The organism is Rhizobium sp. CFBP 8762 (genome assembly GCF_014841565.1).
GTDB lineage: Bacteria > Pseudomonadota > Alphaproteobacteria > Rhizobiales > Rhizobiaceae > CFBP-8762.
In genome coordinates this window covers 165,819-190,916 of the sequence record NZ_JACYUD010000001.1, presented here as the reverse complement: position 1 = coordinate 190,916, position 25,098 = coordinate 165,819, and the positions used below count along the sequence as shown (strand labels likewise).

The following is a 25,098-nucleotide window of genomic DNA, read 5'->3' as shown; positions in this document are numbered from 1 at the left end:
ACAGGTGCCGCACCCGTTGCGCCCGCGCCCATGCCTGTGTGGAAGGCGGTGCTGTATGGCCTGTCAGCCACGATGATTTCCATCACGCAGGGGTTGGGTTTGAATCTGGCCTTTGTAAACCTCACACAGGTTCAGGGATCGCTCGCGGCAACGTCGACCGAAGCCGCGTGGCTGGCTGCCGCCTACATGGCACCCAATGTCAGCATGTCGATTGCACTCGTGAAAATCCGCACGCAGTTCGGTCTGCGCCGGTTTGCGGAAGTGGGCATCGTCGTTTTCGTCATCGCCTCGTTCCTCAACCTGTTCGTGTCCGATCTGCATTCGGCGCTGGTCGTGCGCTTTGTCAGCGGCATGGCGGCGGCGCCGCTATCGACGCTCGGCTTTCTGTATATGCTGGAGGCGTTTCCGCCGGACAAGCGCCTGTCGCTCGGCTTGGGCTTTGCGCTCTTGAACCTGCAAATACCAATGCCGCTCGCCCGTCTCGTCTCGCCCTATCTGCTGGATATCGGGCAATGGCGGGAACTGTATACGTTTGAAACCGGGCTGGCGCTGGCCATTCTGCCGATTATTTATCTCCTGCCGCTGACGCCTGTTCCCCGGGCCAAGGTTATCCAGTTCGGCGATGTTGGAACCTACCTGCTGATTGCCATCGGCTTTGGTGCGCTGGCTGTCGCGCTGTCACTCGGACGCCTCTACTGGTGGCTGGAAGAGCCCTGGATCGGTGTGTTGCTGGCCGTGGCCGTGGTCACGTTGACGGTTGCCGTGGTGGCGGAACTGCACCGCAAAACACCGATGATTGACGTGCGCTGGCTGGTCGGGCGTGAAAATCTTCAACTGGCAGGCGTGCTGCTGACGTTCCGGCTGCTGATTGCCGAGCAATCCTCCGTTGCCACGAGCTTCTATCAGGTCATGGGCTTGCAGCCGGACCAGACGGTGCCGATCTATCTGGTCATTCTGGCAGCGGCAGTGGTCAGCGGTACTATTTGCGCTTTCGTTATGAAGCCGGGGCGCGAGCCGGCGCTCCACATCATTGCGCTGGTGTTGATTGCGGGTGGGGCCTATATCGATTCGCAGGCAACGAACCTCACGCGCCCTGAGCAGATGTATCTGAGCCAAGCCATGATTGCGGCGGGTGGAGCGCTGTTCCTGCCGCCGTCCATGGCCGTTGGGTTGAAGGCGGCATTCGCCAAGGGGCAAAGCTATATTATCAGTTTCTTCGTTATCTTTGTCGGCACACAGAGCATGGGCGGCCTGCTGGGTTCGGCCTTGTTCGGTACCTTCGTCACATGGCGCGAAAAATTTCATTCCAACATCCTGTCCGAGCATATCGTCGCGACAAACCCCTATGTGGCGCAGCGCATCGGCCAGCTTTCGGCTGCCTACGGAAAGGTGCTGACCGACAAGACCCTGCTGAATGCAGAGGGCGCGGTTCTTCTTGGCCAGCAGGTCACCCGCGAAGCCAATGTGCTGGCCTATAATGATGCGTTCCGGCTCATCTTCGTGCTGGCTGTCGGTGCGCTCGTCATTCTGCTGACCCATCTCGCTTACATTCACCGCGCCCGCCTGTTTTCGCGTATTTCCGTTTCTCCCGTTTCCGCCTGAGTGTTGTTCATGCCAAAATTTCTGAAATCACCCGCATCCCTGCTCGTTCTTCTGGTTGGCCTCGCCGGGGTCCTGCTGGTTCTCTATGCCTGGCGGCTGCCGCCGTTTCAAAGCTCGGTGGAGATGACGGAGAACGCCTATCTGCGCGGCTACGTTACCGTTATCAGCCCGCAATTGTCGGGCTATGTCGCCGATGTCAGCGTGAAGGATTACGAGCAGGTCAAGGCAGGGCAGGTGCTGGTCAGGATTGACGACCGAATTTTCCAGCAGAAGCTGGCGCAGGCCAAGGCGACGCTGGAAGCGCAGAAGGCATCGCTCGCCAATTCCTTTCAGCAGGAAGCCTCGGCCAAGGCCAGTGTCGAGGCTAGCCAGGCCCAGAGCGAAAGTGCGCAAGCCGCCCTTCGCCGCGCCAAGTCGAACGTGGACCGCGTATCGCCGCTGGCCCAGAAGGGCGTGGTGACGACCAGCGACGCCGAGTAGATCACCACGGCATTTGAGCAGGCCGAAGCCGCCAGCGCACAAGCCAGGGCCGCGGTGGAAGTCGCCCGTCAAAATCTGGCTGTGATCGTCGGGTCACGCGCATCGCTGGCCGCCGCTGTCGAAGGGGCGGAAGCGGCGGTGCAGCTTGCGGAGATTGATATGCAGAACACAGCCATCGTCGCACCGCGTGATGGGCGTGTGGGAGAGGTGGGTGTGCGGTTGGGTCAATACGTGACGGCGGGAACCCAATTAACGGCCATTGTACCCTCCGAAGTCTGGATCGTTGCCAACTACAAGGAAACCCAGCTTAACGGTATGAAGGTGGGGCAACGGGTGCGATTTACCGTGGATGCGCTCGATCATCAGGCACTGATGGGCCATATCGAGCGGTTTTCACCGGCTGCGGGGTCCGAGTTCAGCGTTATCAAGGCTGACAATGCCACGGGCAATTTCACCAAGGTGGCGCAACGCGTGGCCGTGCGGATCTCGATTGATCCGGGACAGGAGGCTGCAGCGCGACTTGTGCCGGGTCTGTCGGTTGTGACCTATGTGGATAAGGACGCACCGGAAGAATAACCAGAGCATTTCCAGTAAAAGCGGAATCGCTTTTATGTCCGGAGAATGCGGCAAGACAAGATTTTAGAGCAATTTCGGCTAGAACGTGTTCACCGAAATTGCTTTAAGACGCCCGGGAAGGAAGCCCGGGCGTTTTGCAGTTCAGAACGGCAGATGCTTATTCGTCGTCGCCGAATTCATCGTCAGGCTGGAAGAAGTCTTCAGCCTTCAGCGCATCTTCGTCAACACCGTAGATGGCGTCAGCCGATGTCAGGCTTTCGCCCTTTGTCTGACGCTCAGCTTCTTCAGCCGAACGGGCAACGTTCAACGTGATGCTGATTTCGACTTCAGCATGCAGGTGAATCACAACCTTGTGCAGACCGATCGTCTTGATCGGGTTGTTGAGGTCGATCTGGTTGCGGCCAACGTTGTAGCCTTCAGCAGCCAGCACTTCCGCGATATCGCGTGCTGCAACCGAACCGTAGAGCTGGCCGGTTTCGCCAGCCGAACGCACGACAACGAACGACTTGTCGTTCAGCGTGTCGGCAACTGTCTGTGCTTCGGACTTGCGCTCAAGGTTGCGGGCTTCAAGCGTTGCACGCTCGGATTCGAAGCGCGACTTGTTGGCAGCGTTGGCGCGCAGTGCCTTGCCGAGTGGCAGCAGGTAGTTGCGGGCAAAGCCATCGCGAACCTTGACGGTTTCGCCCATCTGGCCAAGCTTGGCGATGCGTTCAAGAAGAATAACGTCCATGGTATCAGTCCTTTTGATAGAAGATGAATGATCAGGGTTTGGGTGGTTTGCCTGTCTGGGTCACGGCGATGGTGCGCCGTGTATCGATCAGGCCGGCAATCAGGAAGAAAAACAGTGGCACGGTAAACAGCGCCACAAACATGTAGCAGAGCCACAGGACCGGAATACGCCAGATCTTGCCCCGCAAGCGGAAGTGCAGCGCCGCAAAGCCCGACAGCAGAAAACCTGCACCGAACGTGCCGCACACCAGCGCGCCAATAATGGCAGGCGTGCCGCCCGTAAACATTGCAACCAGACCCGCCCCGAACACAAAAATGCTGTTGCGGTTCATGCGCAGCACAGCCGGAATATCGTCGCGCGGACGCATGGCTTTGCCGGACGCCTGGACGATCCGCGATGCCAAATAATAGGCCGCAAACAGAAGAAACACCCACAACGCGCCCTGCACCAAAGGCAAGGCCAGCGTGAAAATGGACTTCATCTTGTCGAGAACGGCAGGGTCCGGATTGTAGCGCGGGTCCTGAGATTTCAGCGCTTCCATGACCGTGTCGATAACCTGATTCGACAGATGTGCGTTGTAGCCAACCAGCAAGCCCACAACAATCATGCCCATCGTCACGAGTGTTGCGAGGTTCGTCATGATGTCGGACAGGGGATACCAGGCCGTTGCGTTTTCCGGGCCGCCAATTTCATTGGCCGGACGGCCGAGGTTGGCGAGATGGCTGAGCCAGCCAGCCGGAGCCAGCGTGATGATGATGATCATCAGCGCGAAGGTTGGAGATACCAGCACGCTGGCCGTAACGCCCGCCGTGATAATGGCCGTGACAGTAGCGCCAATTCCCCAGCCCAGCCCGGCGATCAGAACGGGAAGGGCGGATGCAGCATAGAGCAGAATGGCAAGGAGAGACTGTCCGCTGGCACCCATCGACAGGAGTGCAGCCGTTACGCCCGCAAGCAGGCCGGTTGTCAGCGATGTCTGGTTCATGCGTTTCAAAGTCGCTGTCCTGCTTCAAGCAGTTAGAGGTACTGAAGCAAACTTCAGCTTTTTTCTGACAACATCCGACTTATTGAAAATCAATTTTCGATTTTCGTGCCGATGCTGAAAGCCTCAACATGGGATTTGGAGTGTCAACTCCGGTTCCGATTTGCGCCCATCGCAAAAGGGATGACCGAGGCGGCTATCGCCTCGGTCGCAATCACAGATGTCGATTACGACATAACGTAAGGCAGCAGGCCGAGGAAGCGGGCGCGCTTGATTGCCTTGGCAAGTTCGCGCTGCTTCTTCTGGCTAACAGCCGTGATGCGGGACGGTACAATTTTGCCGCGCTCGGAAATGTAGCGCTGCAGAAGACGGATGTCCTTGTAGTCGATCCGGGGTGCATTCGCGCCCGAGAAAGGGCAGGTCTTGCGACGACGGTGGAACGGGCGGCGTGCGGGAGCGGATGAAATATCAGCCATGGGTTTGTCTCCTTATACCCGATCTTCGCGCGGACGGCGCGGACGGTCTTCACGGTCACCACGTGGGCCGCGATCATCACGGAAGCCACCTTCGCGTGGGCCACGATCGCCACGGTCACCACGATCACCACCACGGGGGCGGTCGTCACGGTCGCGCTTCTGCATCATGGCGGACGGGCCGTCTTCATGCTCTTCAACGGCAATCGTCATGTAGCGCAGAACGTCTTCGTTGATGCGCATCTGGCGTTCCATCTCGTGCACGGCTGCTGCCGGTGCGTTGATGTCCATCAGTGTGTAGTGAGCCTTGCGGTTCTTGTTGATGCGGTACGTCAGGGACTTGAGGCCCCAGCTTTCCACGCGCCCGACGCTGCCGCCGTTTGCTTCGAGAACGCCCTTGTAGTGTTCTACAAGCGCTTCTACCTGCTGAGCGGACACGTCCTGCCGGGCAAGGAATACATGTTCATAAAGAGCCATGGTGGCTTTGCCTTTCTTGCGTTTATGCGAAACCTGGACCCCGGCGCTAAGCCTCAACGACTGTTCCTGATGGCGTATAGCCACATGCAAGAAAAGCGTTGTTTCGTGACGGTCGAGAGCGGAGACACGGGAGGCTGGAACCCTGTTGTTCCTAACGGCATCCTGTCGGATAACCGGCCCTCCGTTCAGCCACCAGCCTAAGACCCAGGTGTTGCGAACAGGGCGCTTATACGCATTTTCGCGCGTAAAACAACCCCTGCGATCAGATCGGCGCGGGATATTGGCGGAAAACCCCGGCAATATCCGCAAGAACCTCCGCAGACAGTGTAAGGTCGGCAGCGCCGATATCGCTCTCCAACTGGGCGAGCGTTGTTGCGCCGATGATGACCGATGTCATGAAGGGCCGGGTCAGGCAGAAGGCGAGCGCCATCTGGCTGAAATCGAGGCCATGTTTTTGGGCAACGTTACTGTAGGCCTGCACGGCCGGTTCCTGATAGGGGCTGAAACGACCACCGAGATCGGTGTTGATGGACAGGCGCGAGCCCGCAGGAATTTGACCGCCAAGATATTTGCCGGTGAGCAGTCCGGCCGCCAGCGGCGAATAGGCCAGCAGGCCGACGCGCTCATGGTGCGATACATCGGCCAGATCGAGATCATGGGTGCGGTAGAGCAGGTTATACTCATTCTGTATGGAGGCAACGCGCGGCAGGCCGTGTTTTTCCGCCAGCGTCAGCAGTTGCATTGTGCCCCATGCCGTTTCGTTGGAAACGCCGATGGCGCGGATCTTGCCCGCTTTTTGAGCCACATCGAGGGCGTGCAAGGATTCCAGCAGATCGTCGTGAATGGCAGCCGTGTCCTGTTGCGAGGGATCGTAGGTCCAGGACCTGCGGAAATGGTAGTGGCCACGATTGGGCCAATGGAGCTGATAGAGATCGAGATAATCGGTTTTCAACCGTGTGAGACTGTCATTCAAGGCCTGCGCGATCGTAGCAGCGGACATTGGTGAACCATTGCGAATGTAATCGCGCCCCGGTCCCGCCACCTTGCTGGCAAGAACGATCTTGTCGCGTTTGCCGGAGGCGGCGATCCACGAACCGATATAGTCTTCGGTCAAACCATAGGTTTCAGCAGAGGCGGGGGTGGTGGGGTAGAGCTCTGCCGTGTCGATGAAGTTGACACCACGCTCCAGCGCAAAATCGATCTGGCCGTGGGCCTCGGCTTCGCTGTTCTGCGTGCCCCAGGTCATGGTGCCCAGGCAAATTTCTGAAACGGAAATATCGGTTTTTCCAAGGGTATGAAAGCGCATCGATCCTGTCGGCCTTTTTTGAATGGAGGTCTCCAAGCTTGACTTGGCAGCAAAGAATGTGAATGGAAAGGAAAATTTTGACGAAGGGAAAGCCCATGCGGGTTGCATTTACATTTCCGGGGCAAGGTAGCCAGTCGGTTGGTATGGGCAAGGATCTGGCGGATGCCTTTCCGCAAGCCGCACAGGTTTTTGCCGAGGTGGACGACGCACTTGGCGAAAAGCTCTCGGCCACCATCTGGGACGGTCCCGAGGAAACGCTGACATTGACGGCCAATGCACAGCCTGCACTGATGGCCGTTTCCATCGCCGCCATCCGCGTGATGGAGGCGCGGGGCCTGCGTCTGGCAGATCATGTCGCGTTCGTCGCCGGTCATTCCCTGGGTGAGTATTCCGCCCTCTGCGCTGCCGGAACATTTTCGCTGGCCGATACGGCGCGGCTGTTGCGCATTCGCGGCAATGCGATGCAAGCGGCAGTGCCGGTTGGCAAGGGCGCGATGGCGGCCATTATCGGTCTGGAACACGGGGATGTGGTTCAGATCTGTGCGGATGCGGCGTCGCTTGGCAGTTGCCAGATCGCCAATGACAATGGCGGCGGCCAGATTGTAGTTTCCGGCGAAAAAGACGCTGTTGAAAAGGCCGCAGCACTGGCGAGTGAAAAGGGCGCAAAGCGCGCGCTTCTGCTGCCCGTCTCGGCACCCTTCCATTCCAGCCTGATGGCGCCTGCGGCTGACGCCATGCGCGACGCCCTTGCCGGTGTTACAAAGCACAATCCGGTTGTGCCGTTGATTGCCAATGTGCGCGCAGCAGCCGTAATAGATGCAGGCGAGATTGCCGATTTGCTGGTAGAGCAGGTGACCGGTCAGGTTCGCTGGCGTGAAACCATTGAGTGGTTTGTGGCCAATGACGTCACCACGCTTTATGAGATTGGCGCTGGCAAAGTGCTGACCGGACTGGCGCGCCGCATCGACAAGTCGGTTTCCGGCGTTACGATCAACACACCTGCCGACATTGAGAGCGCTCTGGCGACCCTGTTGGCCTAAGTTGTTTATGAAGGAACAGAATCATGTTTGATCTTACCGGCCGCAAGGCTCTGGTGACTGGTGCGTCCGGTGGTATCGGCGAAGAGATTGCCCGCATCCTCCACGCGCAGGGTGCGACCGTCGGCCTACACGGTACCCGCGTGGAAAAGCTGGAAGAACTCGCCAATATTTTGGGCGAGCGGGTTCATGTCTTTCCGGCCAATCTGTCGGATCGTGCCGAGGTGAAGGCGCTTGGCGAGAAGGCCGAAAAAGACCTCGGCGGCGTTGATATCCTCGTGAACAATGCGGGCATCACCCGCGATGGTCTGTTTGTGCGCATGAGCGACGAGGACTGGGATGCGGTTCTGGAGGTCAACCTGACCTCGGTGTTCCGTCTGACGCGGGAGTTGACCCATCCGATGATGCGCCGTCGCCATGGCCGCATTATCAACATCACATCGATTGTCGGCGTCACCGGCAATCCCGGACAAGCCAACTACTGTGCTGCCAAGGCGGGCATGATCGGCTTTTCCAAATCGCTGGCGCAGGAAATTGCGACCCGGAACGTGACCGTCAACTGCGTTGCCCCCGGCTTTATCGAGTCGGCCATGACGGGTAAGCTGAATGAGAAACAGAAAGACGCTATTATGGGTGCGATCCCGATGAAGCGGATGGGTTCGGGCACGGAAATCGCGTCCGCAGTGGCTTATCTTGCCTCCAACGAAGCCGGTTACGTGACGGGCCAGACCCTGCATGTGAACGGTGGTATGGCAATGATTTGATATTTCAGGCGGCCTTCCGCTAGAAATAGCATGTTGACCGGCGGCAGGTGGTCCATTTTCAGACTTTGCGGCAAGCACAAACCGTGTTAATCGGGCCGTGACTGTGCGCAGTCGGCTGGAAAATGCAAATGTGCTGCGCCATTTATGACAGTGGCCTTTTACCGCATCTCCGGTTGAAGGAATTGCCTGATGGACCCGGTTGGGGCCAAGGGCGTTGATTGAGTTGTGCCGGTGCCCAAAGGCATCGTCGATAAACAGAAGGTCGAGGAATCCGACATGAGCGATATCGCAGAACGCGTAAAGAAAATTGTTATTGATCACCTTGGCGTCGAGGCCGACAAAGTCACCGATGGCGCAAGCTTCATCGATGATCTTGGCGCGGACTCGCTCGACACGGTCGAACTGGTTATGGCTTTCGAAGAAGAATTCGGCGTTGAAATTCCCGATGATGCAGCTGACTCGATCCTGACGGTCGGCGACGCTGTCAAGTTCATCGAGAAGGCACAGGCCTGATCCTCGATATTCGGCCTAAGGCCGCAGGCGGGCCGCGAAAGCGGCCCGTTCAGCCTCGCCCTCTCTTGGGGCGGTGGCACAGCCACCTTGGTTGAAGAGAAAGACAAACAGGCAGGGTAGGACTACGGACGATGAGACGTGTCGTTATCACAGGTACCGGCATGGTATCGCCGCTTGGGTGCGGAACTGAAGTTACATGGTCTCGCCTGCTGGCCGGACAGAATGCTGCGCGTAAAGTCACTGAATTTGAGGTTGACGACCTTTCCGCGCAAATCGCCTGCCGCATTCCTTTTGGCGACGGTTCCGACGGTAGCTTCAATGCCGACGACTGGATGGAGCCGAAAGAGCAGCGCAAGGTAGATCCCTTTATCATTTACGGAATGGCCGCTGCCGACATGGCGCTGGCCGATGCTGGCTGGAAGCCGGAAACCGATGAGGACCAGATCGCCACGGGTGTGATGATTGGTTCGGGAATCGGTGGTCTGGAAGGCATTGTCGAGGGTGGCTATACGCTGCGCGACAAGGGCCCGCGCCGCGTATCTCCATTCTTCATTCCCGGACGGCTGATCAATCTGGTCTCCGGTCAGGTGTCAATTCGCCACAAGCTGCGCGGACCCAATCACTCGGTGGTAACGGCCTGCTCGACAGGCGCGCATGCCATTGGCGACGCGAGCCGATTGATTGCGTTGGGGGATGCCGATGTGATGGTTGCGGGCGGGGCCGAATCCCCCATTTGCCGCATCGCGCTGGCCGGTTTTGCGGCCTGCAAAGCTTTGTCCACGCGCAACGACGAGCCGCAGCGCGCTTCGCGCCCGTATGACGAAGACCGCGATGGTTTCGTCATGGGTGAGGGTGCCGGCATCGTCGTGCTGGAAGCGCTTGACCATGCACTGGCCCGCGGGGCCAAGATTTATGCCGAGGTGGTCGGCTACGGTTTGTCGGGCGATGCGTATCACATCACCGCACCCTCCGAAGACGGCGATGGTGCCTATCGGTGCATGGCCATGGCTTTGAAGCGGGCCGGGCTGCAGCCTGCCGATATAGACTATATCAACGCGCATGGCACCTCGACCATGGCCGATACGATTGAGCTTGGCGCGGTAGAGCGCCTTGTGGGCGATAGCGCATCAAAGATCTCCATGTCTTCGACCAAATCCGCTATCGGTCATCTGCTGGGTGCAGCGGGTGCAGTTGAGGCAATATTTTCGGCGTTGGCGATCCGTGACAATATCGTTCCGCCGACGCTCAATCTGGACAAGCCATCGGTTGAAACCGCGATCGATCTGGTGCCCCATGTCGCGCGTCAGCGCACCGTCAATGTCGCGCTGTCGAACTCTTTTGGTTTCGGCGGAACGAACGCATCGTTGGTCCTGAAACGTTACGAGGGGTAAGGAGGCGCGTGGCACCGGTGTGCCGCCCCTCTTTTTGCCGCATTGCTCCTTAAAAGCGGGGCTTGATACTCTGTGATCCGGTTTGCGTCGCAGTGCGAGTCTTGAAAATGAACCATTGGATCGGGTGCCCGTGAGCGATACGAACGACAAGAACGAGACGCCATTTGGCAGAGGTGAGTCGGGCAACAAGGGACCGATTATTCCCAAATCCGCCAATGATGCCTTGCGTCCTGAGCGTTTGCCGCAACCACCGATGCGTTCACGCAAGGCGCGCAGCCAGATCGTCATTTTCCTGAACTTTTTGATGACCATCGTGGTGCTGATTGCCATCGCGGCCATGGGCGCGATTTACTATGCGATGAGCGCGTTCGAAGCGCCGGGGCCGCTGACCTCCGACAACAATTTCATCGTGCGAAACGGTGCCGGTCTGGCGGAAATCTCCACCAACCTTGAGAGGAATGGCCTGGTCACAGATGGCCGGGTCTTCCGCTATGTCTCACAGATCTATCTGGAAAACGAGACATTGAAGCCAGGCGAATACGCCATCAGGGCGGGTATGTCGATGAATGACATCATGGAGCTTCTGCGCTCCGGCAAGTCCATCCAATACTCCATTACCTTACCGGAAGGGTTGACCGTCAAGCAGATTTTCCGCCGCCTATCGGAAGACACCGTGCTTGATGGCGCACTGCCGACCACGCTTCCCGCCGAAGGATCGCTGCGGCCCGATACTTATAAGTTCACCCGCGGCCACAAGCGGGCGGACCTCGTGTCCCAGATGGAGAACGCGCAGAAGGAGATCGTGGCCGAGGTCTGGGCGAAGAGGGACAAGGACTTACCCATCGATACGGTGGACGAGTTTGTTACGCTTGCCTCGATTGTGGAACGCGAAACCGGCAAGGCGGACGAGCGTCCGCTGGTTGCGTCGGTGTTCATCAACCGTTTGAAAAAGGGCATGCGCCTGCAATCGGACCCGACGATTGTCTACGGTATTTTTGGTGGTGACGGCAAACCATCGGATCGTCCGATCTATCGTTCGGACATCGACAAGCCCACCCCGTACAACACGTACGCCATCAAGGGCCTGCCGCCGACGCCGATTGCCAACCCCGGCCGTGCGGCGCTGGAAGCCGTGGCCAACCCGTCCCGAACGCCGGACCTGTACTTTGTTGCCGATGGCAGTGGTGGACATGTTTTTGCGGAAACGCTGGACGAGCACAACACCAATGTGCGCCGCTGGCGCAAGATTGAGGCCGAGAAAGCTGCTGCCGCCGGGCGTGTCAACGGGGATGATGTCGTCGTCCCTGCTGACTGAAACGGAACGTTTCAGGCAAGTTCAAAGCAATTGTCGAGTTGAGGTGTGATCATGCGGCTGCAATCCATGACGGGATTTGCACGGTCCGAGGGCTTGAGCGGACGCTACCGGTGGGCTTGGGAACTGCGGTCCGTCAACGGCAAAGGTCTCGATCTGCGCATTCGCGTGCCACAGGGCCGGGAAGCGTTGGAAACAGTGGTCAAGCAGCGTGTCAGCGCCATGCTGACACGCGGAAATGTGCAGATTTCGCTGACACAGGTGATTGCCGAGCCGCGGATGCAAGCGGTTGTCAATGAGAATACTTTGGCGGCGGTCCTATCGCTACGCGACAAGCTTTCCGACATTCTCGCCCCGGAACCGCTGAGGCTCGACAGCCTGTTGTCCATCCGGGGACTGGTTGACTTTAAGGAGCCCGAGGAGGCCGAAGAAGACCTGACCAGCCATGAGCAGGATATCTTGAACGGGCTCGATGCGGCGCTTGTCGCACTGACCGATATGCGCGCCCGTGAAGGTAACGCGCTTGGGCAAACCCTTAAGGCACAACTCATCGCCTTGTCGGGTTTATTGAATGCGATTGAAAAAGACCCGAGCCGCTCGTCATCGTCGATTGCTGATCGGCTGAGCCAGCAGATTACGCTTCTGCTCGGTAGCGAATCCGCGCTGGATCGCGACCGGCTGTATGGCGAAGCAGCCTTGCTGGCGGCGAGGGCCGATGTGCGCGAAGAGCTTGACCGGCTGGCCGTGCATGTCGATGCGGCGCGGGAACTGTTGATGAAGGGCGGTCCGGTGGGTCGCAAGCTTGACTTTATGGCCCAGGAATTTAACCGGGAAGCCAATACAATTTGTTCGAAGTCGAATTCTGCAGATGTTACGGCTGCGGGAATTGAACTCAAGGTCATTATCGACCAGTTTCGCGAACAGGTTCAGAATCTGGAGTAGATCATGATCTCGGCCACCCGTCCTTCTGCTGTCAAAATCGCCCGTCGCGGTCTGATGCTCGTCATCTCGTCACCATCGGGCGCAGGCAAATCCACTATTGCGGGCAACCTGTTGAAGGAAGACAAGGGCCTGAGCCTTTCGGTCAGCGTAACGACGCGCACACGGCGGCCCAGCGAAATTGACGGGGTCCACTACGATTTCGTCTCTGTTCGCGAGTTTGAGCGTCTGCGTGATTCCGATGCCCTGCTGGAATGGGCCGAGGTGCATGGAAACTATTACGGCACGCCGCGCGAGGCTGCCGAGGTAGCCATGGCCGAGGGGCGAGATATGCTGTTCGATATCGATTGGCAGGGCGCGCAGCAGCTCCAGGACAAGATGTCGGCAGACGTTGTGTCGATTTTCGTCCTTCCGCCAACGATGGCGGAATTGCAGTCCCGTCTCCATCGCCGTGCCGAAGACACCGAGGAGGTCATTGCCACCCGGTTGGCAAATTCACGCTCGGAAATCGAGCACTGGCGCGAATATGATTACATCGTGCTGAACGATGATCTGCAACGGGCTTTCGCATCAGTACAGGCCATCGTCGAAGCGGAACGTCTGCGACGTGATCGCCGCCCGGGCCTGTTTGATTTCGTCAACGGACTGCTGACGGAAGAGCCGGAACTGTAATCAGAGCAAATTGGCGAGTTTACAGAACTCTTCAATGGACAGGGTTTCTGCGCGCCGCTGCGGGTCAATATTGGCCTTGTTCAGCAAAGTTTCCCCGCCGAGCGGTTTAAGGCTCTGACGCAGCATCTTGCGGCGTTGGCCGAATGCGGCAAGCGTTACCTTTTCAAGTTGACTGGCATCGCAGACAATCGGGTTTGTCTTTGGCACCAGATGCACCACGGTCGATGTTACCTTTGGCGGCGGCGAGAAGGCCTGTGCCGGGACGTCAAACGCCATGTGCGCATCCGTACGCCAGCCTGCCAGTACACCGAGGCGACCATAGGCATCGTCGCCAGCCTGTGCCACGATACGCTCGCCAACCTCGCGTTGAAACATGAGGGTCATCGAATCGTAAAACGGTGGCCATGTTTGAGGCAGAAGCCAGTTCACCAGCAACTGCGTGCCAACGTTATACGGCAGGTTGGCGATGATCTTGACCGGGCCTTCAGTCACCAGTGTTTCGAAGTCGGTTTTGAGAGCGTCCCCCTCAATCACCTCGAGCCGGCCCGGATAGTGGTTGCTGATCTCCTGTAGAACGGGAAGGCAGCGCGGGTCGCGCTCGACAGCGATCACCTTTTTTGCCTCCATTGACAGAATAGCACGGGTGAGGCCACCCGGCCCCGGCCCGACTTCAATGACGGTCGTATCCTTCAGGGAGCCGGCGGTGCGGGCAATTTTTTGCGTCAGATTGAGATCGAACAGGAAGTTCTGGCCGAGCGCTTTACGCGCATCCAGACCATGCTTCTGAACCACGTCACGAAGCGGCGGCAATCCATCGAGTGTTGCCATCAGGCAGAGGTATCCAATGTATGAGAAGCGAGTTGGCTGGCGAGCCGTAACGCGGCCAGCAAGCTGTCTGAACGCGCAACACCTTTTCCGGCCAGACTGAATGCGGTTCCATGGTCCGGCGATGTGCGGATGAAGGGCAGGCCAAGGGTTACATTGACAGAATCGTCAAATCCGAGCGCTTTTGCCGGGATCAGGGCCTGATCGTGATACATGCAGATCGCCACGTCATACTGCGCACGGGCGGCATCGTGAAACATGGTATCTGCGGGTAGGGGGCCGACCACGTTAAGTCCTTGCCCTCGGAGCCGCTCGATGGCAGGGCGAATAACCGCATCATCTTCCAGCCCCAGCGCACCGTCCTCGCCCGCATGTGGATTAAGGCCCGACACGGCAAGCCGCGGATGCGCAAGGCCGAACCGGTACCGCAAATCGTGAGCCGTAATCCGGCAGGTCTTATAGACGAGGTCCGTTGTCAGTTGGGCGGGAACGTCTTTCAGGGGGATATGGATGGTAACGGGCACAGCCCTGAGCTTGGGGCCCGCGAGCATCATGACCGGGGCGGCAGCCCGACCTGTCATCTGTTCAGCAAGGTCTGCCAAAAACTCCGTATGGCCAGGAAAACCAAACCCTGATTCATAAAGAACGGATTTTGAGATAGGGTTCGTGACAACAGCGGAGGCAGACCCTTGAAGCGTAAATTCCACCGCCGTCTTGATAGAGGCGATGATGGCTGCCGCATTGCCCGGATCCGCAACACCGGCAACAGGGGTATGCGCCGTTTTGACGGGATAGACCGGCATTGCGTCCTCGAAAGTGGAACATGCCGTTTCACAATCGGCCTCGCTCACACGCACATCCAGCGACAGCGTCCGTGCGCGCTCTGCAACCGCCTCCGGGTCACCGATCATGAGAAAGCGCGGCGTAGACCGTGTCTTGCGATGCGCCCATATATCAAGGGCAATATCCAACCCGATCCCCGCCGGGTCGCCCATGCTCAAGGCGAGGGGTGCACGATCACGCAAGGTGGAATGCGTCATATCGATTAGCGGCTGGTGATCTGGGCTTTTTTGCGCAGTTCATCCAGATATTTTTTGCTGTTGGGGTCTTCGCCGTCCTTCTGCTTGCCGATATCTTCTGCGCGGAACACCATCTCGGCGGCAACATCGTCATTGACCTGACGCTGCTTGCAGATCGCCAGAAACTCGACACCCTTTTCCGTCACGCGGGTTGCCGTGGTATTGCCGTTGCCAGCCTTCTCGATCAGCGGCTTCCACTCGTCCGGCAGTTCCGGTGCCATCAGACGGCCAAGGTTACGGACCGATACATCCCGCATGGTCGCGGCAAACACCTTGGACTGGTCGCAACCGGGAAAACGAGCGCGAGACGCGTTGGCTTCCTGCTGGCGCTTGGCTGTAATTGCACCGCGCTTGGATTCGGGAATAACGAAGATGATCTGCTGGAGGAAGTACTCGGTTGTGACCGGCTTCTTACCGCCATTTTCCATCATGCGCGCAACAAGATCCTGATTGGACAAGCGGCCTGATCCGTATTTGGCAGCCACCACACGAGGCCAGCTCATCTGCACGGCAATATACGCTTTGAAGTGCGCTGTTGTCACACCGGATTTCTCCAGAATATCCGACATCTGCGCCACGGACATTTTGTTGGACGCCGCAAAGCGACCAAAGGCGGCATCCACATCGGATGTGCTGACCGACATCTGTGCCCGCAGGATTTCGCTGCGCTTCAACTGCTCGTCGATCATTTGCTCGCGAGCGACGCTGGACAGATTGCCGGTCTGACGCTGCAAGCGAAGAAACGCAGCGCGCTTGGCGATATCGCCCGATGTGATCGGCGCATTGTTGACGACGACGGCAATGCCGGTTCCGCCGCCGGGTGCGGCCTGCGCCAGATCGGTGGACTGGATGACAATAAGAGCAGCCGCAGCAAGCAGGCCAGAACGCAGCAATGGAGAGACCTTGCCCGTTATCTTCATCATCATCTTCCCTTTCAAACCGGTCGAACACACGATCCCACCGATAATGATCAAATTGTCGCTAATTTCACGCCATGCATAAACCATGAGGCTAAACGATGACAAGCCCACACTTTATTGGTGGCCCTGTCATCAAATCAGCAGATCAGTTCAATCCGCTGAATGTTGCATTGCCCACATTGATATCGCCCAAGGTGCGGAATGTCAGCCGTGCTCCGATTTTCCAGTCGTTGGCAAGCGCATTGTCCGGGTCGCGGGTCTGTTCGTAGACCAGAGAGAAGATCGTGCACTCATCGTCGTAGGAAAAGCCCAAGGCGTTCTTGGAAATGTTGTTGTTGTTCAGATCGTAGGTAACGGAGCCGAAAACCGACCAGTAGTCGCGGAACTTGATGGTCGATGCGGACTTGATTTCGTCCGCGTCGCTCTGTGATCCATAGGTGGGCTGCGCTGCAATGCGCGTATAGGTCAGCGCCGTCTGGAACTTGGTGGTGGTATACGCGATGGATGCGTCGGAGCGTTTCAGATCCAGATCCTGTTCGTCCAGACGCCCGCCGAGCGTTGCCGATACCCCGAACGGTGTATCCACGCCAAGCAAGCCAACATAGTCTGAACGGGTGCCTTCCAGCCCCGAATCGGCGCCAACTTTTGCCAGATCATCAACAGCAAACGAATTGCGGCCCGCCAGATGGAACGACTGACCGGCAACACTGCGCAAGGCGTAGCCATTGTTGAAGGAGCCCGTATAACGGAAACCAATATTGGCGCGGGTGCCACCCTCAATGCGGTCATAACCGGAAAACTTGTCACGCTCGAACAGGGTTGTGGCGTCGTAAACCAGGCTCTGAGCGTCCTCGTTCGGCAAGCTGCCCGCGAGCGTTTCATCCGGGCGGACGAACAACTGTCCGATCGGCTCGAAAATGTGGCTGCTGTTGGCGGCGATCATCTGGATCGGGTAACGCGCTTCGATACCAGCGGTGATCATGCCGCGCGCATTGGTCCCCGCGTCGGAAAAATTGCTGCTGTAGCTCAAGCCGTTGTTATCGGTCGGGTCCGACATGTTGACCCGATAACCATCGCCCCGTGCCGCCAGCAATGGTGTCAGCGCCAGACCGTTGGTGATGAAGGTCCGTTTCCATTCGGCTTCCGCCGTCAGGCGGCTGTAGGTGCCGTCCAGTCCGCGGAAACGATTGACGTCGCCGGACGTATAGCTGTCCTCGTTGCCACGGCGCAGATTGGTCAGATTGACGTCGACCGACAGTTCGCCGCCGTAGAAGGGCTCAGGCGCAATATAGTTGTAGTCCAGAACCTGCGCGATCGGTTGCCGACGCTCCGCCACGTCGTTGGGATCGGCATCCTGAATATCGAAATAGAAGGCGCGCAGATCGAAGGCGTTGCGACGCCCGAGCCCGCTCAGATAGGCCTGGTTGACATAGGTCGTGCCATCGAACGAGGACAGATCATAGGTCTTGGAAAAGTTGTTGTCGGTCTGGGCCAGAACGTTCCAGCCAAAGGTCCAGCGCGGGTTGATGCGGAAGTTACCGACCGAAGCCACCATGCCGCGCTCACGTTCCATCGCGTCTGTGGTGTTGGCCGAAAACGATTGCGGATTCATCTGGCTGATGCCGGCAAAGCGCAGCGTGTGCAGACCGTTGTGAAACTGCTGGCGGAACTCGCCTTCCAGCAGGAAGCCCTGATTGGTGTAGGCGGTGCCGGTAACCGTTGCGTCCATCGTGGGCGATAGGGCAAAATAATAGGGAACGCCGACACCAAAGCCGAGCTTCTGCGAATAGTTGAACGTGGGGAACAGGAAGCCGGACTTGCGCTTCACGGTCTGGTCGGGAACGACGATGAACGGTAGATAGGCAATCGGACGACCGAACAGCTCGAACTGTGCCTTTTCCAGACGAATCGTCTTGGTCTGGCCGTTCTGAATGATCTTCTGGGCTTTGATCTGCCAAAGCGGGGCCTTGTCTGGCCGTTCGGCGCAGGGCAGGCAGGCGGTGTAGACGCTGTTGTTCAGCACCATGCGATCGCCGGGAAGACGCTCCGCACTTTCGGCTGCAAGGCGGGTGTTGTCGGTTGTCTCGATGCGAAGCGCGTTTAGAAAGCCCTCGGCAAAGTTGTCGGTCACATCAAGATTGTCGGCATACAGGCGCGTGCCAGAAGGGTCGATCAACTCGATATCGCCCTGTGCCATCAGGCGGCCGGACTTTTGATTGTACTCAACCCGCTTGGCGACCATTTTATAGCCGCCGTAATCGATCTGCACGCCACCGCGCGCAACAACTGTTTCTGCGTCTTTGTTATAGACGAGTTCATTGGCCGCCAGAAGAAGCTTGGCGTCTTCGGGAAGACTCTGAAAATTACCGACATTCGTCTGGGCCAAGGCGCCGGACGTGGAAAAAGGCTGCGCGAACAAAGCCGAGCTTGCGAGCAAGACGGTTGTCAGCCACGTCATCCTTTTGCGGTTTGCTGCCGCCACTAGCCATCCTCCTGATGAAGCAGAATCGTCGACCCCAGCGCCATAGCTACAACAACTGGCAGCCACGCCGCAACGAATGGGGGCACGACACCACTGCTTCCAAACGCTTTTATTAGCACCGTGACGACATAAAGCACGAAGCCCGAAAGGATTCCACCCAGAATCACCGAGCGCGATTGATTGAACCGGCTAAATTTTAACGATACGCTTGCAGCGATCAAAGTCATTGCAACGAGAAGGAGAGGAAGCGACAGCAGCGAGTGGAACTGCGTCTTCAATCCATTGGTTGGAAAACCAAACGACCGTGCCACCGCTATCTTGCGCGGAAGTTCAAAAAATGGAATGGAATCAGCCTTTCCAAAGCTTTCCTGAACAAAGTCCGCCTTCAATCTGGTTGGCAGTTCCACCGTCGCCAGACGCTTCTGCAACTCGCCCGCACGGGTCTCCACAACGTTGTTAAGAAGCCAGTAACCATCTTTTAAACTCGCTGAATCTGCGTCCTGACGCAGCACGATTCCGCCCTGCCGGTCAAAGTGAATTGCGGTAACATTAAGGAGCGTCGTGCCTTCATCCTGCACGGCGCGGGCGCCAATGATGGTATCGTCGTCGCCGTTCTTCTGGCGCAGCCACGGAATGGACAGGGCGGTTGACGCGCCCTTGCCGCCATTCCATGTCGCCTGAATGGTTTCCGACTGTTTTGCACCCCAGGCGGCCAAAGGATTGATCGCCACGATTGTCAGGATGCCAAATAGAAACGCGCCGAGTGCAAACGGTTGCAGAAATTGCCATGCGGAAATGCCCGCAGCCCGTGTGACTACCAGCTCGTAACGCCGGTTCAGGGAAATCAGCGCCGCCATGGCTGAGAACAGCGCCACGAACGGCACCGTTTGTTGCAGGATCGCGGGAACCCGGAATGTCGTCAGCACAAGGCCGCCCAGAATGGTATAGCCGGGCAGGTCGGACAGGCGCGCTGACATTTCGCTGAAATCGATGATGAAGACCAGCGAGAAAATGCCCATCAGAAACCAGAATGTGGTGATGACGTAGCGCACGAAGAAGTAACGCCCCAAGGTGCTGGTGAGCATCATGCCGTGCCTCCCTGGTCTGTGCGGTTTGCCACCAATCCAAAGCGCTGCAGCAGGTGCGCAAATCGCTGGGAGAGCGCCACGGGCATCTCAAGGCTTTTATTGCCTGCCAATTGCTTGATACACAAGCCGCCAGCGGCGGCCGGTATCAGATACATCAGCGGAATGACGCGTGATGATTCCTCCGCGGTATTGCCGACATAAAAGGTCAGCCAGCGGATAAACAAGGTGATCAGCAGCGCCGAAATCATGGGATGCATACGGGCCTCCCGATGGGAGCGCGCATCACTGCTGACCACGAGCGCAATCAGCGCGAAGACCAGAGGAAACGTCCATTCTGTAAATCGCCGGTGAATTTCCGCGGAGAACGCCTGCGGATTGCGTTTATAGGCCGGATCTTCCGGGTTGGGATTGATGAGATAGGGCAGGTCGCGGTCTTTGGCGCGGATATTGGCTTCGCCATTCGACTGCGAGAACTCGGCGAGGTCGAAGGCGTAGGAATCGAATTTGATAATCGAGACGTTGCCCTGCGGCAGCTTGCGATGAACTTCTCCATCCTTCATGATCAAGGCAGAGCCCTTGTCGTCCACGGCCCCTTCACGGGCATAATAGACAAGCTCGAAGTTCGGATCGCGCGAGTCGGCCACGAATATACCGTGCAGAACGCCGCCGCTGCGCCGCGAGCCGATTTGTATAAACAGGCCGTCCTGAATCTTTCGGAACGAGTTTTCTTGAACGACCGACGACAAGAGGTCGGCGTGCGCCGTTGCAATCATCTTGCGCACCGCCATGCGGGAATAAGGCTCGGCAAAGTTATCCACCGCAAAGGATACGACAGACAAGATCGCCGCCAGAATGATGACGGGGCGAATGAGTGTGACCCGGGAACTGCCGGCCGCGTTCAGAACGGTCAGTTCGGAATCGCTGTTCATGGCGGTCAGCGTCTGGGACACGGCGATGACGAGCGCAAACGGCAAAATCAGGGGAATGATCGAGGGCAGGATCAGCGTTGCGAGTTTCAAAAACGCAAAGGTGGATTGTCCGCTATCGGTAACCAGATTGATGCTGCCGAGCGCCTGTGTTGTCCACACGATGCCCATCAACGGCAGCAGCGTTGCAAAAAACATAATGGTTGCACGCCGGAAAATATAGCGTTCGATCAGTTTCATGCGGTTTCGGTCTGCTTTCGTGGGGCGCTCTTGAAAGGCGCTTTTCGGTTTCGGGCCTATGCCTTCATGGTGGTGTGTGGATAATTTAAGGCCAACACCGATCTTACTTCCGTGTAAACATACGCGGGCATCTTGCCAAGCCCGCTAAAAGCGAGAAGGGTGGGGTACGGCGTTTTAATGAGGGCCCATGCCATTCATTCCTGCGCACTGTTTCTGTCAGGCCACATGTTTGCGCCTGCTTGACCTCTGGAGTTGTTGCCAATGCCTGTGAAATTTGAATTTGCCTTTGCGAACACTGCCACGCCTGCCGGTGGCGTCGCCGTGATCTTCAGCACCACCGGGACGGCGTTGTCCGGCCTATCATCCATTGGTGCGCAAGGCGCGGTGGCGAAAGCCGTGGATCTGTCCAAATTCAAGGGCAAAGCGCTGGCAAGCGTAGACCTGATTGCGCCGCATGATTCGCCGGCAGACCGGATACTGGTGATTGGCATTGGCGAAGCAGACAAGATCACCGCCCATGACTGGCTGAAAATCGGTGGTACTGTGGCCTCCAAGGTGAAGACGGCAGAGGCAGTCACCGTCTATCTCGATATTCCCGGCCTGACGCTGACCCCCAGACAGGTCGCGGATTTCGCGCTCGGCATGGAACTGAACGTGTATGCCTTCGACCGCTACAAGACGAAAAAATCCGATGACGACACAAAGGAAACCGACAAGGTTACGAACGTCCAGATCGTCACGGAACAATCGGTCGATGCGGCTTTTGCCGTTACCAAGGCAATTGCCGAAGGCGTTATTCTCGCGCGCAACCTCGTTAACGAGCCAGCAAATGTTCTGGGCCCGGTCGAGTTTGCGGCGCAAGCAAAGGCGCTGGAAGCGCTGGGTGTCGAGGTGGAAATCCTGACCGAAGTGGAGATGACGGAACTGGGCATGGGCGCGCTTCTGGGCGTTGCTCTGGGCTCTGAACGCCCACCACGTCTGGCTGTCATGCAGTGGAAGGGCGGCGCAGAGGGCGAAAAGCCGATTGCCTTCATCGGCAAGGGTGTCACCTTCGATACCGGTGGCATTTCCATCAAGCCCGCCGCTGGCATGGAAGACATGAAGGGTGACATGGGCGGCGCGGCAGCCGTAACCGGGTTGATGCATGTGCTGGCGTCGCGTAAGGCCAGGGCCAATGTGGTTGGCATCATCGGTCTTGTGGAAAACATGCCCGATGGCAAGGCTCAGCGCCCCGGCGATATCGTGACGTCCATGTCCGGCCAGACCATCGAAGTCATCAATACGGATGCAGAGGGCCGTCTCGTACTGTGCGACGCGCTCTGGTATTGCAATGAGCGTTTCCAGCCGCAGTTCATGGTCAATCTCGCGACACTGACCGGTGCCGTGCTGGTGGCGCTTGGCACGGCCCATGCCGGACTGTTTTCCAACGACGATGCGTTGAGCGAGAAGCTGACCGCTGCCGGTCTTGCGACACAGGAAAAACTGTGGCGTCTGCCGCTTGGCAAGGACTACGACAAGATGATCGACAGCAAGTTCGCCGATATGAAAAACACCGGCGGGCGCTATGCGGGCTCGATCACAGCGGCGCAGTTTCTGCAGCGCTATGTCAAGGACACGCCGTGGGCGCATCTCGATATTGCCGGTACGGCCATGTCATCGCCAACGGACGAAATCAATCAATCCTGGGCTTCCGGCTTTGGCGTACGCCTGTTGAATGAACTCGTCGCCAGCCACTATGAACACTAAACTGCCATGACGGAAATTCTATTCTACCACCTGACCGAATCCAAACTGCAAGACGCCTTGCCGCCGCTTCTGGACAAAAGTCTGGAGCGCGGCTGGCGGGTGGTGGTGCAGACGGCAACTGTCGAGGGGCGCGATTCCCTCGACACCCATCTCTGGACCTACCGCGACGATAGCTTTTTGCCGCATGGCACGGACGAGATGGAGTTTTCGGGCGAGCAGCCGGTTCTCTTGACGGCGACAGCCGACAACGGGAACGACGCCACGGTACGGTTCCTCGTGGATGGTGCAGAGCCACCGGATCTCGCGCCATACGAGCGGGTGGTGTTCATGTTTGACGGATACGACCAGCCGCAATTGGAGGGAGCCCGCAGCCATTGGAAACGGCTGAAGGGCGAGGGGCACACGCTGACCTATTGGCAGCAGAATGAAGACCGGCGTTGGGTCAAGAAAGCTTGATGACGCGCAGGGTCACTTGTATCTTTCGATCACTTGCGTGTTTCGTTTGAGCGCATCGGCATGGTATCGATCAGCGTAAACAGGGCGTCGGTTGCAACCGGCTTGGTATCGCGCAGTTTGATGCCGCCATCCTTGCCGATCAGCAGGACCTCGAAACTGCCATCATCGGGGCCGTTCAGCCTGGTCCGCAGAGCCGAGGCATCCAGAGACGCGCGTGCGGTCGGGAATGTCTGAACGGCATTGCCCTTGATCAGAACCAGCACCATGTCACGCTCAGTGGCACCGGGATTGACGCGTTTCAACCGCTCGACCTGCTCATTCGCCATCGCGCCTGTCCGGTCGGCGAAGACGACCAGAACCCGGTTCTTCCATCGAAACTGTTCAAGGCCTGTGGTCGAAGCTCCGCTGACATCCGTGCTTGCCATCAGACACAGCGTCAGTCCGGTCATCAGGCCTGTCCATTTCAACATGATGCTTCACCTGTTTGCTCGTGCCTTCCAATATGGAGCGCCGGACCAGACAGGCAAGGATTTACGCTTTCGGCGATGACAAGGGTGTGAGGCGCGCCAGCAAGGGCGCATCCTTGGGCTTTCCGAACCGCAGGGTAACCACCCTGTAGCCATCGTGGCGCAATCGCTTCAACAACGCTGGAAGCATGGTCTCGGTGCGGGTGTGGATGTCGTGCATCAGGATAATACCCTGACCTTTGTCGCGCAGTGTTGCCATGGTGCGACCGATCACGGCATCGGGCGTCACCTTGAAATAGTCTTTCGAATCGACGTCGACATCCAGAACGATATCGCCCCGGTTCTTGAGGCCCGTCCGCAAGCGCTTTGTATCAGCCAGATAGGGGAAACGGAAAAAGTGCGCTTCTTCACCAATGGCATTTTCCACTGCGCGCTTGCCACGGTTGATTTCGGCCAGAGCTGCTTCAAAATTCAGGTTCTGGAGATTGGCATGGCGATAGGTGTGGCTGCCGATGGCATGTCCGTGCTTTTGCACCAGTTGCGCAATGTCGGGATACGTCTTTGCCATTTCACCCACCATCAGGAAGGTAGCCTTGACCCCAAACGTATCGAGCGTTGCAAGAATGCGCTCCGTCTTGCCTGGAATGGGGCCGTCATCAAACGTCAAAATCACTTCACGCGGCTGGAGTTTGACATCATCCAGCGAGGTCACGTCCAGCGTGCGGCCCGCCAGCCCGCCGGTCAGTGCCGATAGATTACCCGGACGCGCAACGATGGCTGCCACATCGGTCGTGGCGTTTTCAGGCTTTACGGCCACATAGGAGGTTTGGGCGGAGGCGGTCGGCTTGGTGGCGCAACCGGCAAGGCAAAGCAAAGCGAATGTGACAGGCAGAAGCAGGCGCGGATGCGGCATGAAGGCGACTCAAATCAGGAGTGATGTTGAGCGCACCTTTCTGCCCGTATGGTTAACAGGCGGTTTACAATATTCGTGTTTTCTTAAGGATGGAGGCGGTATTTCATAGAGACGCGCGGCGCGCGGGCATAATAATAAGACAAGCCTAAATCAATTCAGGATTGTGCGCGTAAGCCTCAAACCAACTTGTGTCGTCATCCTCTACAAAACAGGAGGCAGATAGAATGCGAATTAGTCAGGAATTTTCTATCCTAAGGGGCCTAACAGTTTCCCCAAAATCTACAAAAAGCGAGGTCGATGAACTCAGATTCAAACTGGAAGTCCATCAAACAACAATGAGTGAGAAGATCACGTTAGGCATTTCGCGGCATATCAAAGCGCCGGATGACTGGGAGCCGTACAGAGTGACCCATTCTGCTGTCTTGCAACAATTTGCTCTCATTGACAAACCAATGATCGAGGCATCAATTGCAGATATGCAGAGCGTGAAAAACAATTACGCGGTTGGATTACAAAGGGTGATTGACGACTACCAAGCTATCATTGCTGCCGAACCGTCACAACAAGTGCAACTTCAACAGCGGATCGATGGACATAGGAATGATATTGCCAAATCAGATGCAAACTGGGATTTGCAGATTGCAGAGTTCAAGTCTCAGTGGTCCAGTTTGTTAGGAACGAAATAATAAAATTAGCGCCGAA

General features: G+C 57.6%; 24 protein-coding genes and 1 pseudogene. 12 read left to right on the top strand and 13 right to left on the bottom strand.

The window, feature by feature from the left end; all coding sequences use genetic code 11:
- The first annotated feature begins 30 nt into the window (after positions 1–30).
- Together IFT84_RS00890 and IFT84_RS00885 are read left to right on the top strand one after the other, a co-directional pair.
- Positions 31–1,602 carry an MFS transporter gene (locus tag IFT84_RS00890; protein ID WP_192117542.1) on the top strand — a complete coding sequence of 524 codons (1,572 nt, stop codon included), beginning with the start codon at positions 31–33 and terminating at the stop codon, positions 1,600–1,602.
- 9 nt (positions 1,603–1,611) lie between these two features.
- Positions 1,612–2,658, top strand: a pseudogene (locus tag IFT84_RS00885) (HlyD family secretion protein).
- A gap of 157 nt (positions 2,659–2,815) precedes the next feature.
- Here IFT84_RS00885 and rplI read toward each other — a convergent pair.
- The 5 genes from rplI to IFT84_RS00860 all read right to left on the bottom strand — a co-directional run bounded on the left by rplI (position 2,816) and on the right by IFT84_RS00860 (position 6,626).
- Positions 2,816–3,388: a 50S ribosomal protein L9 gene (gene rplI, locus IFT84_RS00880; protein WP_192116763.1), complete on the bottom strand. Its 573-nt coding sequence runs from the start codon at positions 3,386–3,388 to the stop codon at positions 2,816–2,818.
- 31 nt (positions 3,389–3,419) lie between these two features.
- Complete coding sequence (locus IFT84_RS00875) at positions 3,420–4,382, bottom strand: DUF2232 domain-containing protein (protein ID WP_192116762.1); 963 nt, start codon at positions 4,380–4,382, stop codon at positions 3,420–3,422.
- 215 nt (positions 4,383–4,597) lie between these two features.
- Positions 4,598–4,846: a 30S ribosomal protein S18 gene (gene rpsR, locus IFT84_RS00870; protein WP_192116761.1), complete on the bottom strand. Its 249-nt coding sequence runs from the start codon at positions 4,844–4,846 to the stop codon at positions 4,598–4,600.
- 12 nt (positions 4,847–4,858) lie between these two features.
- Positions 4,859–5,320 carry a 30S ribosomal protein S6 gene (gene rpsF, locus IFT84_RS00865; protein WP_192116760.1) on the bottom strand — a complete coding sequence of 154 codons (462 nt, stop codon included), beginning with the start codon at positions 5,318–5,320 and terminating at the stop codon, positions 4,859–4,861.
- 262 nt (positions 5,321–5,582) lie between these two features.
- The gene (locus IFT84_RS00860) at positions 5,583–6,626 is read right to left on the bottom strand and encodes an aldo/keto reductase (RefSeq protein ID WP_192116759.1); all 1,044 of its coding nucleotides are present in this window, start codon (positions 6,624–6,626) and stop codon (positions 5,583–5,585) included.
- A 95-nt stretch (positions 6,627–6,721) separates the two neighbouring features.
- On the opposite strand from IFT84_RS00860, the gene fabD reads away from it, so the two are divergent.
- The 7 genes from fabD to gmk all read left to right on the top strand — a co-directional run bounded on the left by fabD (position 6,722) and on the right by gmk (position 13,254).
- Positions 6,722–7,666 (top strand): ACP S-malonyltransferase, encoded by a 945-nt coding sequence (fabD, locus tag IFT84_RS00855; protein WP_192116758.1) that lies wholly within the window; start codon positions 6,722–6,724, stop codon positions 7,664–7,666.
- A gap of 23 nt (positions 7,667–7,689) precedes the next feature.
- A complete protein-coding gene (fabG, locus tag IFT84_RS00850; protein ID WP_192116757.1) occupies positions 7,690–8,427 on the top strand; it encodes a 3-oxoacyl-[acyl-carrier-protein] reductase in 738 nt (245 codons plus the stop codon).
- Between the two features lie 276 nt (positions 8,428–8,703).
- On the top strand, positions 8,704–8,940 hold the full coding sequence (locus IFT84_RS00845; protein ID WP_192116756.1) for an acyl carrier protein: 237 nt from the start codon (positions 8,704–8,706) through the stop codon (positions 8,938–8,940).
- Between the two features lie 131 nt (positions 8,941–9,071).
- The gene (gene fabF, locus IFT84_RS00840) at positions 9,072–10,331 is read left to right on the top strand and encodes a beta-ketoacyl-ACP synthase II (protein WP_192116755.1); all 1,260 of its coding nucleotides are present in this window, start codon (positions 9,072–9,074) and stop codon (positions 10,329–10,331) included.
- 130 nt (positions 10,332–10,461) lie between these two features.
- Positions 10,462–11,646: an endolytic transglycosylase MltG gene (gene mltG / locus IFT84_RS00835; protein ID WP_192116754.1), complete on the top strand. Its 1,185-nt coding sequence runs from the start codon at positions 10,462–10,464 to the stop codon at positions 11,644–11,646.
- 51 nt (positions 11,647–11,697) lie between these two features.
- Positions 11,698–12,585 (top strand): YicC/YloC family endoribonuclease, encoded by an 888-nt coding sequence (locus tag IFT84_RS00830; protein WP_192116753.1) that lies wholly within the window; start codon positions 11,698–11,700, stop codon positions 12,583–12,585.
- 3 nt (positions 12,586–12,588) lie between these two features.
- A complete protein-coding gene (gene gmk, locus IFT84_RS00825; protein WP_192116752.1) occupies positions 12,589–13,254 on the top strand; it encodes a guanylate kinase in 666 nt (221 codons plus the stop codon).
- Here gmk and rsmA read toward each other — a convergent pair whose 3' ends face one another.
- From rsmA to lptF, 6 genes are all read right to left on the bottom strand, one after another.
- The gene (rsmA, locus tag IFT84_RS00820) at positions 13,255–14,082 is read right to left on the bottom strand and encodes a 16S rRNA (adenine(1518)-N(6)/adenine(1519)-N(6))-dimethyltransferase RsmA (protein ID WP_192116751.1); all 828 of its coding nucleotides are present in this window, start codon (positions 14,080–14,082) and stop codon (positions 13,255–13,257) included.
- A complete protein-coding gene (gene pdxA, locus IFT84_RS00815) occupies positions 14,082–15,119 on the bottom strand; it encodes a 4-hydroxythreonine-4-phosphate dehydrogenase PdxA (protein WP_192116750.1) in 1,038 nt (345 codons plus the stop codon). Before pdxA ends, rsmA begins: the two co-directional genes overlap by 1 nt.
- 5 nt (positions 15,120–15,124) lie before the next feature.
- On the bottom strand, positions 15,125–16,084 hold the full coding sequence (locus IFT84_RS00810) for a peptidylprolyl isomerase (RefSeq protein ID WP_192116749.1): 960 nt from the start codon (positions 16,082–16,084) through the stop codon (positions 15,125–15,127).
- Positions 16,085–16,223: 139 nt separating this feature from the next.
- On the bottom strand, positions 16,224–18,560 hold the full coding sequence (locus IFT84_RS00805) for an LPS-assembly protein LptD (protein ID WP_342212817.1): 2,337 nt from the start codon (positions 18,558–18,560) through the stop codon (positions 16,224–16,226).
- Complete coding sequence (lptG, locus tag IFT84_RS00800; RefSeq protein WP_192117541.1) at positions 18,560–19,645, bottom strand: LPS export ABC transporter permease LptG; 1,086 nt, start codon at positions 19,643–19,645, stop codon at positions 18,560–18,562. Before lptG ends, IFT84_RS00805 begins: the two co-directional genes overlap by 1 nt.
- Positions 19,645–20,814, bottom strand: coding sequence for an LPS export ABC transporter permease LptF (gene lptF, locus IFT84_RS00795; RefSeq protein ID WP_192116747.1), 1,170 nt, complete (start codon positions 20,812–20,814; stop codon positions 19,645–19,647). Before lptF ends, lptG begins: the two co-directional genes overlap by 1 nt.
- Positions 20,815–21,075: 261 nt before the next feature.
- Here lptF and IFT84_RS00790 point away from each other — a divergent pair, with 261 nt between their 5' ends.
- The gene (locus IFT84_RS00790) at positions 21,076–22,560 is read left to right on the top strand and encodes a leucyl aminopeptidase (RefSeq protein WP_192116746.1); all 1,485 of its coding nucleotides are present in this window, start codon (positions 21,076–21,078) and stop codon (positions 22,558–22,560) included.
- Positions 22,561–22,566: 6 nt separating this feature from the next.
- On the top strand, positions 22,567–23,016 hold the full coding sequence (locus tag IFT84_RS00785; protein ID WP_192116745.1) for a DNA polymerase III subunit chi: 450 nt from the start codon (positions 22,567–22,569) through the stop codon (positions 23,014–23,016).
- 29 nt (positions 23,017–23,045) lie between these two features.
- Here IFT84_RS00785 and IFT84_RS00780 read toward each other — a convergent pair whose 3' ends face one another.
- Together IFT84_RS00780 and IFT84_RS00775 are read right to left on the bottom strand one after the other, a co-directional pair.
- Complete coding sequence (locus tag IFT84_RS00780; protein WP_192116744.1) at positions 23,046–23,486, bottom strand: DUF4174 domain-containing protein; 441 nt, start codon at positions 23,484–23,486, stop codon at positions 23,046–23,048.
- 61 nt (positions 23,487–23,547) lie between these two features.
- A complete protein-coding gene (locus IFT84_RS00775; protein ID WP_192116743.1) occupies positions 23,548–24,396 on the bottom strand; it encodes a polysaccharide deacetylase family protein in 849 nt (282 codons plus the stop codon).
- Positions 24,397–24,620: 224 nt separating this feature from the next.
- Here IFT84_RS00775 and IFT84_RS00770 point away from each other — a divergent pair, with 224 nt between their 5' ends.
- Complete coding sequence (locus IFT84_RS00770; protein WP_192116742.1) at positions 24,621–25,082, top strand: hypothetical protein; 462 nt, start codon at positions 24,621–24,623, stop codon at positions 25,080–25,082.
- Positions 25,083–25,098 lie beyond the last annotated feature (16 nt).

Coding starts and splice junctions, on each gene's coding strand:
- lptF (WP_192116747.1), bottom strand. CDS start 20,814: ATGAAACTGATCGAACGCTATATTTTCCGGCGTGCAACCATTATGTTT.
- fabG (WP_192116757.1), top strand. CDS start 7,690: ATGTTTGATCTTACCGGCCGCAAGGCTCTGGTGACTGGTGCGTCCGGT.
- lptG (WP_192117541.1), bottom strand. CDS start 19,645: ATGCTCACCAGCACCTTGGGGCGTTACTTCTTCGTGCGCTACGTCATC.
- IFT84_RS00810 (WP_192116749.1), bottom strand. CDS start 16,084: ATGATGATGAAGATAACGGGCAAGGTCTCTCCATTGCTGCGTTCTGGC.
- fabF (WP_192116755.1), top strand. CDS start 9,072: ATGAGACGTGTCGTTATCACAGGTACCGGCATGGTATCGCCGCTTGGG.
- rplI (WP_192116763.1), bottom strand. CDS start 3,388: ATGGACGTTATTCTTCTTGAACGCATCGCCAAGCTTGGCCAGATGGGC.
- fabD (WP_192116758.1), top strand. CDS start 6,722: ATGCGGGTTGCATTTACATTTCCGGGGCAAGGTAGCCAGTCGGTTGGT.
- IFT84_RS00775 (WP_192116743.1), bottom strand. CDS start 24,396: ATGCCGCATCCGCGCCTGCTTCTGCCTGTCACATTCGCTTTGCTTTGC.
- IFT84_RS00830 (WP_192116753.1), top strand. CDS start 11,698: ATGCGGCTGCAATCCATGACGGGATTTGCACGGTCCGAGGGCTTGAGC.
- rpsF (WP_192116760.1), bottom strand. CDS start 5,320: ATGGCTCTTTATGAACATGTATTCCTTGCCCGGCAGGACGTGTCCGCT.
- IFT84_RS00860 (WP_192116759.1), bottom strand. CDS start 6,626: ATGCGCTTTCATACCCTTGGAAAAACCGATATTTCCGTTTCAGAAATT.
- gmk (WP_192116752.1), top strand. CDS start 12,589: ATGATCTCGGCCACCCGTCCTTCTGCTGTCAAAATCGCCCGTCGCGGT.
- rpsR (WP_192116761.1), bottom strand. CDS start 4,846: ATGGCTGATATTTCATCCGCTCCCGCACGCCGCCCGTTCCACCGTCGT.
- IFT84_RS00780 (WP_192116744.1), bottom strand. CDS start 23,486: ATGTTGAAATGGACAGGCCTGATGACCGGACTGACGCTGTGTCTGATG.
- IFT84_RS00890 (WP_192117542.1), top strand. CDS start 31: ATGCCTGTGTGGAAGGCGGTGCTGTATGGCCTGTCAGCCACGATGATT.
- IFT84_RS00770 (WP_192116742.1), top strand. CDS start 24,621: ATGCGAATTAGTCAGGAATTTTCTATCCTAAGGGGCCTAACAGTTTCC.
- rsmA (WP_192116751.1), bottom strand. CDS start 14,082: ATGGCAACACTCGATGGATTGCCGCCGCTTCGTGACGTGGTTCAGAAG.
- IFT84_RS00790 (WP_192116746.1), top strand. CDS start 21,076: ATGCCTGTGAAATTTGAATTTGCCTTTGCGAACACTGCCACGCCTGCC.
- IFT84_RS00845 (WP_192116756.1), top strand. CDS start 8,704: ATGAGCGATATCGCAGAACGCGTAAAGAAAATTGTTATTGATCACCTT.
- IFT84_RS00785 (WP_192116745.1), top strand. CDS start 22,567: ATGACGGAAATTCTATTCTACCACCTGACCGAATCCAAACTGCAAGAC.
- pdxA (WP_192116750.1), bottom strand. CDS start 15,119: ATGACGCATTCCACCTTGCGTGATCGTGCACCCCTCGCCTTGAGCATG.